Here is a 14,915-nt window from a genome sequence, read left to right as displayed (position 1 = left end):
CGGTGGTCATTGCGTTAGGGAAACGCCCGGTTACATTCCGAACCCGGAAGCTAAGCCTTTCAGCGCCGATGGTACTGCAGGGGGGACCCTGTGGGAGAGTAGGACGCCGCCGAACAAACATTGAGCCGTGGTTCCCGGGTCGAATACTCGTATTCGACCCGGGAACCACGGCTTTTCTGTATCCCATCTGCGTCCGTATCTGCTTCCGGGCACTGCTTTCCCGTCCACCTGCGGGACGGGCAGGGCCTCTGTGCAGGTCGTCAATGCCTGCCGGTAGGGTCAGGGGGCATCGTTGGCACGTTCTTCCAGGAGGCTCCCGGGTGGAGGTCCAGGAGACGCGCGTCCAGACGGACCGTGTCCTCACCATCCCGAACATCCTCAGCATGGCGCGTCTCATTGGTGTACCGCTCTTCCTTTGGCTGATCCTCCGGCCCGAGTTCGGCGGCCCCAAGAGCGACGGCTGGGCGCTGCTCGTGCTTGCCCTCAGCGGTGTCAGCGACTACCTGGACGGCAAGCTGGCGCGGCGGTGGAACCAGGTCAGCAGCCTGGGCCGGCTGCTGGACCCGGCCGCGGACCGGCTCTACATCCTCTCCACGCTCGTCGGTCTGACCTGGCGCGAAATCCTCCCCTTGTGGCTCACGGCCGTTTTGCTGGCCCGGGAGCTGGTCCTTCTCATCATGGTCGGGGTCCTCCGCCGTCACGGCTACCCGCCGCCGCAGGTGAACTTCCTTGGGAAGGCGGCGACGTTCAACCTCATGTACGCCTTCCCGTTGCTTCTGCTGAGTGACGGAAGTGGCTGGGTTCCCTCACTCGCTGCTATTTTCGGATGGGCGTTCGCCGGATGGGGTACAACGCTCTACTGGTGGGCAGGAATCCTGTACGTGGTTCAGGTCCGCCGACTCGTGCGGGCGGACGCCGCGGCCGACTGAGCTCGCCGATGCGGTTACACCGCATTTTCGACCGCCTTACCGCACGCCGGGGCCCGATTTGCGAGATCCGAGGGCCATCTGGACGGGCGCAGTCGGCTTGACCGTCGTCTCTTCAAGGAGGACGCTTCCGACATGAAGGCCGTCGTGATGGCCGGTGGCGAAGGTACTCGCCTTCGTCCCATGACCTCGAGCATGCCCAAGCCGCTCCTGCCTGTGGCCAACAGGCCGATCATGGAGCACGTACTGCGGCTGCTCAAGCGGCACGGTCTCACCGAGACCGTGGTGACCGTGCAGTTCCTCGCCTCTCTCGTCAAGAACTACTTCGGCGACGGTGAGGAACTCGGCATGGAACTCACCTATGCGCATGAGGAAAAGCCACTCGGCACCGCCGGCAGTGTCAAGAATGCAGAGGAAGCGCTGAAGGACGATGCCTTCCTCGTTATTTCCGGCGATGCGCTCACTGATTTCGATCTCACGGAGCTGATCAATTTCCACAAGGAGAAGGGCGCGCTCGTCACGGTATGTCTGACGCGTGTGCCCAATCCGCTGGAATTCGGCATCACCATCGTCGACGATAACGGCCAGGTCGAGCGATTCCTCGAGAAACCCACCTGGGGCCAGGTCTTCTCCGACACCGTCAACACCGGTATCTACGTCATGGAGCCGGAGGTTTTCGACTACGTCGAGGCCGACGTGTCCGTCGACTGGTCCGGCGATGTCTTTCCTCAGCTGATGAAGGAAGGCAAGCCCATCTACGGCTACGTGGCCGAGGGTTACTGGGAGGACGTCGGCACACACGAAAGTTACGTCAAGGCGCAGGCGGACGTCCTCGAGGGCAAGGTCGAGGTCGATCTGGAGGGCTTCGAGATCTCGCCGGGCGTCTGGGTCGCCGAAGGCGCCGAGGTGCATCCCGACGCCGTTCTCCGCGGGCCGCTCTACATCGGTGACTACGCGAAGGTGGAAGCGGACGTCGAAATCCGCGAGCACACTGTCGTCGGATCGAACGTGGTCGTGAAGAGCGGCGCTTTCCTCCACAAGGCCGTTGTCCACGACAACGTCTACATCGGGCAGCAGTGCAATCTGCGCGGATGCGTGATCGGCAAGAACACCGACATCATGCGCGCCGCCCGTATCGAGGACGGTGCCGTCATCGGTGACGAGTGCCTGATCGGCGAAGAATCGATCGTCCAGGGCAATGTTCGCGTTTACCCCTTCAAGACCGTGGAAGCGGGCGCGTTCGTCAACACCTCGGTCATCTGGGAATCTCGCGGCCAGGCGCACTTGTTCGGCGCCCGCGGCGTCTCCGGGATCCTCAATGTGGAGATCACGCCGGAGCTCGCCGTACGCCTCGCCGGTGCGTATGCGACCACACTGAAGAAGGGCTCGACCGTCACCACCGCCCGTGACCACTCGCGTGGCGCCCGCGCTCTCAAGAGGGCGGTCATCTCGGCCCTCCAGGCCAGCGCGATCGACGTACGGGACCTGGAGAACGTCCCGTTGCCCGTCGCCCGCCAGCAGACCGCCCGCGGCGGCGCCGGCGGCATCATGGTCCGAACGTCACCCGGGGTCCCGGACTCGGTCGACATCATGTTCTTCGACGAGCGGGGCGCGGACCTCTCCCAGGCCGGCCAGCGCAAGCTCGACCGGGTCTTCGCCCGACAGGAATACCGGCGGGCCTTCCCCGGCGAGATCGGCGATCTGCGCTTTCCCGCAAGCGTCTTCGACTCGTACACCGGATCGCTGCTGCGCGCCGTGGACAACAGCGGTGTCGCCGACTCCGGGCTCAAGGTCGTCGTCGACGCCTCCAACGGCAGCGCGGGCCTTGTGCTGCCCAGCCTCCTCGGCAAACTCGGCGTCGACGCCCTCACCATCAACCCCGGCCTCAACGAGTCGCGGCCGACGGAGACGGCGGACGCCCGCCGCGCCGGCCTCGTACGGCTCGGTGAGATCGTCGCGTCCGCCCGTGCCGCCTTCGGTGTCCGCTTCGACCCCGTGGGCGAGCGGATCTCGCTCGTGGACGAGCGGGGCCGGATCGTCGAGGACGACCGTGCGCTGCTGGTCATGCTCGACCTGGTCGCCGCGGAGCGGCGCAGCGGCCGCGTCGCGCTGCCCGTGACCACGACGCGGATCGCCGAGCAGGTCGCGGCCTACCACGGCACGCAGGTGGAGTGGACGACGACGTCGCCCGACGACCTCACCCGCGTCGGCCGCGACGAGACGACGATCTTCGGCGGTGACGGGCGCGGCGGCTTCATCGTGCCGGAGTTCAGCAGTGTCTTCGACGGAACGGCCGCGTTCGTACGGCTCATCGGCCTGGTGGCCCGTACGCAGCTCACGCTGAGCCAGATCGACGCCCGGATTCCGCGGGCCCACGTCCAGCGCCGTGACCTCGCCACCCCGTGGGCGGTGAAGGGACTGGTCATGCGGACGGTGGTGGAGGCGGCGGGCGACCGGTTCGTGGACACCACCGACGGCGTACGGGTCGTGGAGGCCGACGGCCGCTGGGTGATGGTGCTGCCCGACCCGGCCGAGGCCGTCACGCACCTGTGGGCCGAGGGGCCGGACGAGGCCTCGGCGCAGGCGCTCCTCGACGAGTGGTCCGCGGTGGTCGACAGCGCCGGCCGCTGACCTCCACGCACCCGTTCGCCGGCCGTAGGAGCCCTCCCAGGCTCTGCCCTGGCCGGCGGATCGGTGCGCCGCCATACGGCCCCGGTGAGGGGCGCCAAAGACGCGGGGCCCCGCACCGGCGCGTCGATGGCCCCATTCGGCGGTAGCGGCCACGACGTGCGACGATGTGCGGCATGTCGCAGCAGCACCCCGCTCGGAGCTCCGCTTCGCCGCCCTCGCGCCCCGACGCCTCGATGTCGCTGCTGACCAACGTGATGGACCACAGCCTCGACGACGGCTACGTCGAGGCCGCCGCCCGGCGCGAAGCCGAAGGCGGCAAGGGGCTGCCGAAGACTCTGCGCGCCCGGCTCGGGCTCGCCGCAGGCCTCGTCCTCGCCGCGGCCGTGGTGACCGTAGGCGCCGCGGAGACGCAGATATCGGCCCCGGCTCTCGCCAAGGAGCGGCAGGAGCTGATCGACCGCATCGAGAGCGACACCTCGGAAGCGGACAAGCTCCAGGAGAGCGTGGACGAGCTGAGGGACGAGGTCGGGCAGCGGCAGCGCGAGGCCCTGGAGGAGCACGGCGGCGGCGAGGGGGAGATTGTCGGCCTGCTGGCCGGGGCGGTGCCGGTGCACGGCCCCGGCGTGAAGCTGGTCGTGAACGACGCCAAGGAAGCCGACGAGGGCGGCGAAGGCCCCCGGGAGAGCAGCGGCTTCACCGACACCGGCCGCGTCCGCGACCGGGACCTGCAGCGGGTCGTCAACGGCCTGTGGGAGTCGGGGGCGGAGGCCATCGCGATCAACGGCCAGCGGCTGACGGCCCTGTCGGCGATCAGGGCCGCGGGTGACGCCATACTGGTCGACAACAAACCGCTGGTGCCGCCGTACACGGTGCTCGCGGTGGGGGACGGGCAGCGCCTGGCCGCCGACTTCCAGAGCAGCGCCGACGGGCAGTACCTCCAGGTGCTCAAGGAGAACTACGGTGTCCGCGCGAACATCTCCGCGCAGGACGACATCCGGCTGCCTGCCGCGCCCAGCATGATCGTACGTACCGCTAAGCCGGAAGCCGGGAGCGCGGAGAAGAGCGCCGCCGACACAGGGAAGGGCACATCGTGATCGCCGTACTGGGCCTCGTCGTGGGAGTCGTGGTGGGACTGCTGGTCCGGCCCGAGGTGCCGGCGGTGGTCGAGCCCTATCTGCCCATCGCCGTCGTCGCCGCGCTCGACGCGGTCTTCGGGGGCCTCAGGGCCATGCTGGACGGCATCTTCGACGACAAGGTCTTCGTGGTGTCGTTCCTGTCCAACGTGGTGGTCGCCGCGCTGATCGTGTTCCTCGGTGACAAGCTCGGCGTCGGCGCGCAGTTGTCCACCGGTGTCGTCGTCGTGCTGGGCATCCGCATCTTCTCCAACGCCGCCGCGATCCGTCGGCACGTGTTCCGGGCGTGAGGCCGATGAGCAACGACGAGACACCCAGGACCCCGGAAACGCCGGAAGGCCGCGAGCCCGAAGAGACGCCGAAGCCGGAACGGGCTCCGAAAGCAGGGCAGACCCCGGAAGCGGAACGGGCTCCGAAAGCAGGGCAGACCCCGGAAGCGGAACGGGCTCCGAAAGCAGGGCAGACCCCGGAAGCGGGACGGACCCCGGAGCCGGAGGACGCCGCCGAGCGTCCCTCTCCCGAGCCGGAAGCCTCAGAGGCACCGAAAGCACCGAAAGCACCGAAGGCCCCAACAACCCCAGAAGCCTCGGACGTTGCGGATGAGCCGCAGGCGCGGGAAGAGCCCGGGGCGGTTTCTGAGGCGCGGCTCACCGGCCGGCAGCGGCTGGCCGCAGGCGTATGGCCGCCCCGGGTCACCCGCGCCCAACTGATCGTCGCCCTCCTGCTGTTCGTGCTCGGCCTCGGCCTGGCCATCCAGGTGCGCTCCACCACCGAGCACAGCGCTCTGCGCGGCGCCCGCCAGGAGGACCTCGTACGGATCCTGGACGAGCTCGACAACCGCACCCAGCGCCTCGAGGACGAGAAGCGCCGCCTGGAGAACCAGCGCACCGAGCTGGAGAACAGCTCGGACCAGGCCGAAGAGGCGCGCAAGCAGACGGTCCAGAAGGAGCAGCAGCTCGGCGTGCTCGCGGGCACGGTCGCGGCCGAGGGGCCCGGCATCACCATCACGGTGAGCGACGCCGGGACCGTGCAAGCGGACATGCTGCTCGACGCCATCCAGGAGCTGCGGGCCGCGGGCGCGGAGGCCATCCAGATCAACGACGTACGGGTCGTGGCCGACACGTACTTCTCCGACGCCGGGGGCGGTGTACGGGTCGACGGGAAGCCGATCTCCGAGCCCTACCGCTTCAAGGTCATCGGCAAGCCGCAGGACCTCGAACCGGCGCTGAACATCCCGGGCGGAGTGGTGCAGACTCTGGAGAAGGAGCAGGCCACGGTGTCCGTCGCCCGCTCCGAGAGGATCGTCGTGGACGCCTTGCGATCGGCGGAGCGGCCTGACTACGCTCGGTTGTCATCGCAGTGAACGGATCGCGCAGGGGCCGCGCGGCCGGTGCGGGAAGTCGCGGGGGGTCGGCGCACTGCGGGGGTGGTGTGTGGTGGAAACTGTCTGAGGGTCACGGACGTTGTGAAGATGTCCGGGTCGGCCGGGTGTGCAGCGAGGTTTCGTCCTGCCCCACGGGCGGGTCTGTTTCGGTCAAGGGGAATCGCCCGTGAAGTTGTTTGCGAAGTTGTTCGGCAAGAGCGCGCGTGAAGGCGGCGGCAGCGGCGCGGCCCGCCACCGCGCGGGGCGCCCCGCCCAGGAGAGCGCCGCGTCGGAGGAGCGGCCGCTGTTCCGCGACGAAATCGCGGGCTCCGGCGGCGACATTCCGGGTGGTCACGGCGCGTCTTCTGTTGACCCTGCGGCATCCGGGCGCATAGGTTTCGAGGAACGATCAACCTCAAGTACGGGTGGAGGGTTCACGGCCTTGCCTGTTTGTACGCGGTGCGGAAACCGGAATGCAGAGGCCAGCCGGTTCTGCTCCAACTGCGGAGCGCCGCTGCGCGCAGGGGGGTCGGGCGAGCGTTCCTCGGAGACGACCTCCACCATCTCGATCTCGGGTCTTGAGGCGTACGAGGCCGAGGCCACGGGCCAGACGGTGCCACCGCTGTCCCCCGAGGCGCAGGCCGCCGTTGACGCCCTGCCCCTCGGCTCGGCGCTGCTGGTGGTCCGCCGCGGGCCGAACTCCGGCAGCCGCTTCCTCCTGGACGGCGACCTGACCACGGCCGGGCGCCACCCGCAGAGCGACATCTTCCTGGACGACGTGACCGTCTCCCGGCGGCATGTGGAGTTCCGCCGCGGTCCCGACGGCGGCTTCACGGTGTCCGACGTCGGCAGCCTGAACGGCACGTATGTCAACCGGGAGCGGATCGACTCGGTCCCGCTGTCCAATGGCGACGAGGTGCAGATCGGCAAGTACCGGCTGGTCTTCTACGCCAGCCAGCGGGGCATCTGACCCGTCAGGCGACCCGATCAGGGAAGGGCCATGCGTCGGACACGGTCGGGCGGTGCCGGTCCCGGCACCGCCACCCCGGCAGGCGGCGGGCTGATGAGCATCGGCGCGGTGCTCCAGCAGCTGCGCGAGGAGTTTCCCGAGGTCACCATCTCCAAAATCCGCTTCCTGGAGGCGGAGGGCCTGGTCGAGCCGCGGCGGACCCCTTCCGGCTACCGCAAGTTCAGCCCCGAGGACGTCCAGCGGCTCGCCTGCGTACTGCGCATGCAGCGGGACCACTATCTGCCGCTGAAGGTCATCCGCGAGCACCTCGACGCCCTGGAGCGCGGCGAGCAGGTCCGGCTCCCGGCCCCCGGTCGGCCGCGTGAGCTGCTCGACCAGGCGCTGGAGCAGGGCGCCGGGGCCCCGGAGGGCGCCCGCGTCGGCCGCGCCGAGCTCCTCGCCGCGGCCGAGGTCGGCGAGGACGAGCTCGCCGAGTGGGAGTCGTACGGCCTGATCGCGCCGGACGGGGACGGGGGCTACGACATCGAGGCGGTCTCCGTCGCCAAGCTCGTCGCCGACCTCGGGCGCTTCGGTCTCGAGCCCCGCCACCTGCGGGTCATGAAGGCCGCCGCCGACCGGCAGGCGGACCTCGTCGAGCAGGTGGTGGCCCCGCTCAGGCGCCACCGCAACCCCCAGACCAGGAATCACGCGGAGTCCACGGCCCGCGAGCTGGCGACGCTTTCCGTACGGCTGCACGCCGCGCTCGTACAGTCCGCTCTGCGGGGCCGGCTGCACTGAAGGACGGGCCCGACTACCCAAACCGCCCGGGCACGTCCTAGGGTTGCTGTGTGAACGAGCTCGACGTCGTCGGTGTCCGGGTGGAAATGCCCTCCAACCAACCGATCGTGCTCCTGCGTGAAGTGGGAGGCGACCGCTACCTCCCCATCTGGATCGGGCCCGGGGAGGCCACCGCCATCGCCTTTGCCCAGCAGGGCATGGCGCCCGCCCGGCCGCTGACCCACGACCTTTTCAAGGACGTGCTCGAGGCCGTCGGCCAGACTCTCACCGAGGTCCGCATCACGGATCTGCGTGAGGGCGTGTTCTACGCGGAGCTGGTCTTCGCCAGCGGGGTCGAGGTCAGCGCCAGGCCGTCCGACGCCATAGCGCTCGCGCTGCGCACTGGCACGCCCATCTACGGCAGCGACGGTGTGCTGGACGACGCGGGAATCGCCATCCCGGACGAGCAGGAGGACGAGGTCGAGAAGTTCCGCGAGTTCCTCGATCAGATCTCGCCCGAGGACTTCGGCACCAACAGGGAGTGAGCCGGGGCCGGGGAGGCCGGGGAATCAGCCCGATCGGCCGCCCGACCGGCGCGCGGCCAGGCCAGTCGGCTAGCCCTTCCCCGGAAGGGGTCACGAGAAACCACCCTTAGGGTGATTATCACTCGGCGTGGCGAGTGTGGCGATCGTTGACGCACCCGGGGTGACTGCCTACCGTCGAGAAGGCAGGTCAAGGACGGAGGTCGGCGTGAGCAGCACCGGCGACGGTACAGCGGCGGGCGGTCCCATTCCGCTCCACGGACGTGCGTCCGACCCCACCATCCGGCGGCACAGCGCAGCGGCTCCGGACAGCGTGGCCCCTGACCAGTCCGATCTGATCGGCTACCGCGGGCCCACCGCCTGCGCGGCGGCGGGCATCACGTACCGCCAGCTGGACTACTGGGCGCGTACGGGGCTCGTCGAACCCAGCGTCCGGTCGGCGTACGGCTCGGGCACCCAGCGGCTCTACAGCTTCCGGGACGTCGTCGTCCTGAAGATCGTGAAGCGCTTCCTGGACACCGGCGTCTCGCTGCAGAACATCCGTGCGGCCGTCCAGCACCTGCGCGCCAAGGAGCGAGCCGACCTCGCCCAGATGACGCTCATGAGCGACGGCGCGACCGTCTACGAGTGTTCGTCCCCGGACGATGTGGTGAGTCTGCTCCAGGGCGGACAGGGCATCTTCGGCATCGCGGTCGGCGTGGTCTGGCGGGACGTGGAGGACGCCCTGTCCCAGCTTCACGGCGAGCGGGTGGACACCGGAGAGACGCTCGTCGGGCACAACCCGGCCGACGAGCTCGCCCGTCGCCGCAACCGGGCCGTCTGACCCGCCGCAGCCCCGTACACGGCCTGTTGTCAGTGCCGTAGGGCAGGATCGGTGGTGTGAGGTCCGCACCGACCATCCTGCATCTCGACATGGACGCGTTCTTCGCCGCGGTGGAGCAGGCGGCCAAGCCGAGCCTGCGCGGCAAGCCAGTGGTGGTCGGCGGCATCGGTCCGCGCGGCGTGGTGGCCACGGCGTCGTACGAGGCGCGGGTCTTCGGGGTGCACTCCGCCATGGCGACCGGCCAGGCCCGGCGGCTGTGCCCGAACGCCGCCTATCTCGCTCCGCGCTTCACGCTGTACCGCCAGGTCAGCGACGCGGTCATGGAGCTGCTGCACGGGCTGTCCCCGCTGGTCGAGCCGCTGAGCCTGGACGAGGCTTTCGTCGACCTCGAGGCCGGCGGGGTGGCGGCGTCGGCGGACGCCGCGCGCGCGGTGGGGGAGCGGCTGCGGCGCGACATCCGGGCCGTCACCGGCCTCACGGGCTCGGTGGGCCTCGCCGGGTCGAAGATGCTCGCCAAGATCGCCTCCGAGCAGGCGAAACCGGACGGACTGGTGCTCATCGCGCCCGGCACGGAGCGTGAGCTGCTGGCGCCCATGACGGTCCGCACCCTCCCGGGCGTCGGTCCGGCCACCGCCGAGCATCTGCGCAGGGCCGGGATCCACAGCGTGGGTGAGATGGCCGAGGCAGGGGAGGACGAGCTGGTCCGGCTGCTGGGCAAAGCGCACGGCAGCTCGCTGCACGCCATGGCCCTGGGCCTCGACGACCGTCCGGTGGTCGCGGAGCGGGACGCCAAGTCCGTATCCGTCGAGGACACCTTCGACATCGACCTCCACGACAGGGCGCGGGTGCGGGGTGAGGTCGCGCGGCTCGCCGACCGGTGCGTGCGACGGCTGCGCTCGGCGGGCCGGTCGGGCCGTACGGTCGTGCTGAAGGTCCGGCGCTACGACTTCTCGACGCTCACCCGCTCCGAGACGCTGCGCGGGCCCACCGACGACCCCGCGGTGATCCGGGAGGCCGCCGCGCGGCTCATCGAGACCGTGGACACCACGGGCGGCGTACGGCTGCTCGGCGTCGGGGTCAGCGGGCTCGCCGACTTCACGCAGGAGGACCTGTTCGCGCAGGCCGCGACGGCGGAGACGGCCCACGTGGGGGAGGTACCGGGGCCGGAGGCGGAGGCCGGCGGCGCGGAACCGGAGACCGCGGGTGGCGGTCCTCCCCCAGCTACCGGGACCCCCACCCATGCCGAAGGCTATGGGGGAGCGCCGCCCGGGGCGGAGGAAGCGGCGCCGGAGCCCGGCCACAGGCGCTGGGTGCCGGGCCATGACGTCCGGCATGCGGAGTTCGGACCTGGCTGGGTGCAGGGCAGCGGGGTCGGGAAGGTCACCGTGCGCTTCGAACAGCCGTGGTCGGCGCCTGGGCGGGTGCGCACGTTCCCCGTGGACGACCCCGGCCTGGAGCCGTCCGAGCCTCTGCCTCTGGTGTCACCCGAGAACGGGGACGCGCACGCGTACGCGGACGATCAGTCGCCTTCGCCGGCAATACGGCCGAAGTCCTGGTCGCCGTCCTCCCCGTCGTCCTGGCCGCTGCCCGGAGCGGACGCGTCGAGCCCGTAGTGGTGGTAGAGCTGCAGCTCCTGCTCCGGCGAGAGGTGCCGCCCCACGCCGAAGTCGGGAGCGTCCTTGATCAGAGACCGGTGGTAGGGGACCCGCAGGGTGTCGTCGACGACCTCGCTGGGCTCCAGGGGTACGAACGCGTCGCGCCCGAACAGGCCGGTGCGCACGGCGGCCCACTCAGGACGCCCTGTGGCGTCATCCAGATACACCTCGTCCACGGTGCCGATCTTCGCTCCGTCCAGGTCGAACGCCTTGCGTCCTATCAGGCTCCGCGGATCGATTTCGGACTGCACGCTGCCCTCCAACTCCTCGTACGTCCTCTATGAGACAACGAAAGGCCACATCTCGTGCCTCGGCCACTCGGCGGCCTGCGGGCCACGCCCGGCATGAGGCGCGCTGGTAGGCTGACAGCGGCTGCAGACCCCGTGCGGGAGAGTCCTCCGCTGCAAGGCCGGAGGCGCCGAAGGAGCAAATCCTCCCCGGAATCTCTCAGGCACCCGTACCGCACGGACGAGGTCACTCTGGAAAGCAGGGCGGGCGTCGGACGGAATGTGCCGGAACCCCTCCTCACCGACGGTGAAAGCCGGGCCGCCCAGGCGGACCGGTGAAGCTCTCAGGTTGAGATGACAGAGGGGGAGGCCGTCCGGGTACTCGTGCAGTGGTACCCCTCGCAGGTCGAGTCGACCAGGAGGCCTCCGCAGATGACCGCCAACCGCATCCCACTCTCCCGGCTGGAGCGTGGCATCCCCTTCGAGCAGCGCCACATCGGCCCCGACGCCGGGGCCCAGGCGAAGATGCTCGCCCAGGTCGGCTACGGCTCGCTCGACGAACTCACCGCCGCCGCCGTGCCCGACGTGATCAAGAGCGCCGGGGCGCTGGACCTGCCGGAGGCGCGCGGGGAGGGCGACGTCCTCGCCGAGCTGCGCGGGCTCGCCGACCGCAACGAGGTGCTGGCCCCGATGATCGGCCTCGGCTACTACGGCACCTTCACCCCTCCGGTGATCCTCCGCAACGTCCTGGAGAACCCGGCCTGGTACACCGCCTACACGCCGTACCAGCCGGAGATCTCGCAGGGCCGCCTCGAGGCGCTGCTGAACTTCCAGACGGTGGTCGCCGACCTGACGGGCCTGCCGACCGCGGGTGCCTCGCTGCTCGACGAGGCCACCGCCGCCGCCGAGGCCGTGGCCCTCTCCCGCCGCGTCGGCAAGGTCAAGGACGGGGTCTTCCTCATCGACGCCGACTGTCTGCCGCAGACCATCGCCGTCATCGAGACCCGCGCCGAGCCGACCGGCGTCGAGGTCGTCGTCGCCGACCTGTCCGGCGGCATTCCGGCGGAGGCCGCCGAGCGCGGCGTCTTCGGCGTGCTGCTGCAGTACCCGGGCGCCTCCGGGCAGGTGCGGGACCTGCGGCCGGTGATCGAGCAGGCACACGAGCTGGGCGCGGTCGTCACCGTCTCCGCCGACCTCCTCGCCCTCACCCTGCTCACCTCGCCCGGCGACCTGGGCGCGGACATCGCCGTCGGCACCAGCCAGCGCTTCGGCGTCCCGATGGGCTTCGGCGGCCCGCACGCCGGCTACATGTCCGTACGTGAGAAGTTCGCCCGCAGCCTGCCGGGCCGACTCGTCGGAGTCTCCGTGGACGCGGACGGCGACAAGGCGTACCGGCTGGCCCTGCAGACCCGCGAGCAGCACATCCGCCGCGAGAAGGCCACGAGCAACATCTGCACCGCGCAGGTGCTGCTCGCCGTCATGGCCGGGATGTACGCCGTCTACCACGGCCCGGACGGGCTGGCGGGCATCGCCCGGCGCACCCACCGCTACGCCGCGCTGCTCGCCGAGGGCCTGCGGGCGGGCGGCGTGGAGATCGTCCACGGCTCGTACTTCGACACCCTGACCGCCCGCGTCCCCGGGCGGGCCGCCGGCGTCGTGGCCGCCGCCCGCGAGGCCGGGGTCAATCTGCGCGAGATCGACGCGGACCTGGTCGGCATCGCCTGCGACGAGACCACCGACCGGGACCGGCTGGCCGCGGTGTGGGGCGCCTTCGGCGTCGAGGCGGACGTGGAGGCGCTGGACGCGACCGTGGAGGACGCGCTGCCGGAGGCGCTGCTGCGCACCGACGAGTACCTCACGCACCCGGTCTTCCACCAGCACCGCTCCGAGACCGCGATGCTGCGCTACCTGCGCAAGCTGGCCGACCGGGACTACGCGCTCGACCGCGGCATGATCCCGCTCGGCTCCTGCACCATGAAGCTCAACGCGACGACGGAGATGGAGCCGGTCACCTGGCCCGAGTTCGGGGCGCTGCACCCGTTCGCGCCCGTCGAGCAGGCCGAGGGCTACGTGACGCTGATCGGTGAGCTCGAGGAGCGGCTCGCCGAGGTCACCGGCTACGACAAGGTGTCGATCCAGCCGAACGCGGGCTCCCAGGGCGAGCTGGCGGGACTGCTGGCCGTACGGGCGTACCACCGCGCCAACGGCGACGAGCAGCGCACCATCTGCCTCATCCCGTCCTCCGCGCACGGCACCAACGCCGCCAGCGCCGTGATGGCGGGCATGAAGGTCGTCGTGGTGAAGACCGGCGAGGACGGCGACGTCGACGTCGAGGACCTGCGTGCCAAGATCGAGCAGTACGGCGACCAGCTGGCCGTGCTCATGGTCACCTACCCGTCCACGCACGGCGTGTTCGAGGAGCACATCACCGACATCTGCGCGGCGGTGCACGACGCGGGCGGCCAGGTGTACGTGGACGGCGCGAACCTCAACGCGCTGCTGGGCCTCGCGAAGCCCGGCCACTTCGGCGGCGACGTCTCGCACCTCAACCTGCACAAGACCTTCTGCATCCCGCACGGCGGGGGCGGCCCGGGCGTCGGCCCGGTCGGCGTGCGCGCCCACCTCGCGCCGTACCTGCCGAACCACCCGCTCCAGCCGGCCGCGGGTCCCGAGACGGGGGTTGGCCCCATCTCGGCCGCGCCGTGGGGCTCCGCGGGCATCCTGCCCATCTCCTGGGCGTACGTCCGGCTGATGGGGGCGGAGGGTCTGCGCAGGGCCACCCAGGTCGCGGTCCTCGGCGCCAACTACATCGCCAAGCGCCTCGAGCCGCACTACCCCGTGCTCTACACCGGCCCGAACGGTCTGGTCGCGCACGAGTGCATCGTCGACCTGCGCCCGCTCACCAAGGCGACCGGCGTCACCGTCGACGACGTCGCCAAGCGGCTGATCGACTACGGCTTCCACGCCCCGACAATGTCGTTCCCGGTGGCCGGGACGCTGATGATCGAGCCGACCGAGAGCGAGGACCTCGCCGAGCTGGACCGGTTCTGCGAGGCGATGATCGCGATTCGCGGGGAGATCGAGCGGGTCGGCTCGGGCGAGTGGCCCGCGGACGACAACCCGCTGCGGGGGGCCCCGCACACGGCGGCTGCCCTGGCCGGCGAATGGGAGCGGCCGTACAGCCGCGAGACTGCGGTCTTCCCGGCCGGTGTCACGGCCGCGGACAAGTACTGGCCGCCGGTGCGCCGGATCGACGGGGCCTACGGCGACCGCAACCTGGTCTGCTCGTGCCCGCCCCTGGAGGAGTACGACGCCTGACACGCATCGGGGCCGGTTCGGCGATTTCCGCCGGGCCGGCCCCTGTGTTTCCGGGTCTTTCTGGTGGTACCGCCTACCGCCGTGCCGCCGTCACGCCGCAGTCATCACATGCTCGGAGCCGAGCGGCCGGTGCGGGGCGATGATCTGCCCGTCCGGCAGCAGCTCACCGGTGTCCTCGAAGAACAGGACGCCATTGCACAGCAGGCTCCAGCCCTGCTCCGGGTGGTGCGCCACGATCTGGGCGGCCTCCCGGTCGGCGGAGTCGGCTGACGGGCACGGTGACTGGTGCTGGCACATGGGTGGGTTCTTTCGCTGTGGTGTGGTGAGTGTCCTGCTGCTCGATGCGGTGTCCATACCGCCCCCCGTATCTCTCGGATCGGTCCCAGTCTTGCCCCTACGGGCGCAATTCCGCAGGCATTTCGCGGCAGCTGTCCTCACTGGAAAGGGACGCGTCACCCGGGTGGACGGTTCACCGTAGTCCCGCGGTCTCTTCGGGGGGTCTTGTGTGGTCACACCAGGCTAGTCCGGTTGGGCGGTGGCGCGTGGGGTGGCGTTCATGGTGGTGCGCCCC

At 70.3% G+C, this 14,915-nt stretch carries 13 protein-coding genes, 1 rRNA gene and 1 riboswitch; of the genes, 12 read left to right on the top strand and 2 right to left on the bottom strand.

Annotated features, from left to right (window positions below):
* From rrf to ACTWP8_RS36795, 11 genes are all read left to right on the top strand, one after another.
* A 5S ribosomal RNA gene (gene rrf, locus ACTWP8_RS36845) occupies positions 1-115 on the top strand; the annotation flags it as partial.
* A gap of 205 nt (positions 116-320) precedes the next feature.
* A complete protein-coding gene (locus ACTWP8_RS36840) occupies positions 321-929 on the top strand; it encodes a CDP-alcohol phosphatidyltransferase family protein (protein ID WP_443315279.1) in 609 nt (202 codons plus the stop codon).
* Between the two features lie 132 nt (positions 930-1,061).
* Positions 1,062-3,557 carry a sugar phosphate nucleotidyltransferase gene (locus ACTWP8_RS36835; protein WP_443326422.1) on the top strand — a complete coding sequence of 832 codons (2,496 nt, stop codon included), beginning with the start codon at positions 1,062-1,064 and terminating at the stop codon, positions 3,555-3,557.
* 173 nt (positions 3,558-3,730) lie between these two features.
* On the top strand, positions 3,731-4,651 hold the full coding sequence (locus ACTWP8_RS36830) for a DUF881 domain-containing protein (protein ID WP_443326421.1): 921 nt from the start codon (positions 3,731-3,733) through the stop codon (positions 4,649-4,651).
* The gene (locus ACTWP8_RS36825) at positions 4,648-4,980 is read left to right on the top strand and encodes a small basic family protein (RefSeq protein ID WP_019708255.1); all 333 of its coding nucleotides are present in this window, start codon (positions 4,648-4,650) and stop codon (positions 4,978-4,980) included. Before ACTWP8_RS36830 ends, ACTWP8_RS36825 begins: the two co-directional genes overlap by 4 nt.
* 5 nt (positions 4,981-4,985) lie before the next feature.
* Positions 4,986-6,053 carry a DUF881 domain-containing protein gene (locus ACTWP8_RS36820; protein ID WP_443326420.1) on the top strand — a complete coding sequence of 356 codons (1,068 nt, stop codon included), beginning with the start codon at positions 4,986-4,988 and terminating at the stop codon, positions 6,051-6,053.
* 187 nt (positions 6,054-6,240) lie between these two features.
* Entirely contained in the window at positions 6,241-7,023 is a 783-nt protein-coding gene (locus ACTWP8_RS36815) for an FHA domain-containing protein (protein ID WP_443326419.1), read from the top strand.
* 30 nt (positions 7,024-7,053) lie between these two features.
* Complete coding sequence (ftsR, locus tag ACTWP8_RS36810) at positions 7,054-7,800, top strand: transcriptional regulator FtsR (RefSeq protein ID WP_443326418.1); 747 nt, start codon at positions 7,054-7,056, stop codon at positions 7,798-7,800.
* Between the two features lie 50 nt (positions 7,801-7,850).
* Positions 7,851-8,324, top strand: a complete 474-nt coding sequence (locus ACTWP8_RS36805) for a bifunctional nuclease family protein (RefSeq protein ID WP_360861600.1) — start codon at positions 7,851-7,853, stop codon at positions 8,322-8,324.
* Positions 8,325-8,529: 205 nt separating this feature from the next.
* Positions 8,530-9,144: a MerR family transcriptional regulator gene (locus tag ACTWP8_RS36800; RefSeq protein WP_443326417.1), complete on the top strand. Its 615-nt coding sequence runs from the start codon at positions 8,530-8,532 to the stop codon at positions 9,142-9,144.
* A gap of 56 nt (positions 9,145-9,200) precedes the next feature.
* Positions 9,201-10,757, top strand: a complete 1,557-nt coding sequence (locus ACTWP8_RS36795) for a DNA polymerase IV (RefSeq protein WP_443326416.1) — start codon at positions 9,201-9,203, stop codon at positions 10,755-10,757.
* Here the strand turns inward: ACTWP8_RS36795 and ACTWP8_RS36790 are convergent.
* The gene (locus ACTWP8_RS36790) at positions 10,664-11,050 is read right to left on the bottom strand and encodes a PRC-barrel domain-containing protein (protein WP_443326415.1); all 387 of its coding nucleotides are present in this window, start codon (positions 11,048-11,050) and stop codon (positions 10,664-10,666) included. The two genes, ACTWP8_RS36795 and ACTWP8_RS36790, sit on opposite strands and share 94 nt — an antisense overlap.
* A gap of 125 nt (positions 11,051-11,175) precedes the next feature.
* Positions 11,176-11,272: riboswitch (glycine riboswitch) on the top strand.
* Positions 11,273-11,458: 186 nt separating this feature from the next.
* On the opposite strand from ACTWP8_RS36790, the gene gcvP reads away from it, so the two are divergent.
* Complete coding sequence (gene gcvP / locus ACTWP8_RS36785; protein ID WP_443326414.1) at positions 11,459-14,344, top strand: aminomethyl-transferring glycine dehydrogenase; 2,886 nt, start codon at positions 11,459-11,461, stop codon at positions 14,342-14,344.
* A 90-nt stretch (positions 14,345-14,434) separates the two neighbouring features.
* On the opposite strand, the gene ACTWP8_RS36780 is transcribed toward gcvP, so the two are convergent.
* Positions 14,435-14,641 (bottom strand): DUF5999 family protein, encoded by a 207-nt coding sequence (locus ACTWP8_RS36780; RefSeq protein ID WP_443315270.1) that lies wholly within the window; start codon positions 14,639-14,641, stop codon positions 14,435-14,437.
* Positions 14,642-14,915 lie beyond the last annotated feature (274 nt).

Source organism: Streptomyces sp. 7N604 (assembly GCF_052245475.1).
GTDB lineage: Bacteria > Actinomycetota > Actinomycetes > Streptomycetales > Streptomycetaceae > Streptomyces.
Note: the sequence above shows the minus strand (reverse complement) of the source record. Positions and strands in the feature narration are given on the sequence as shown.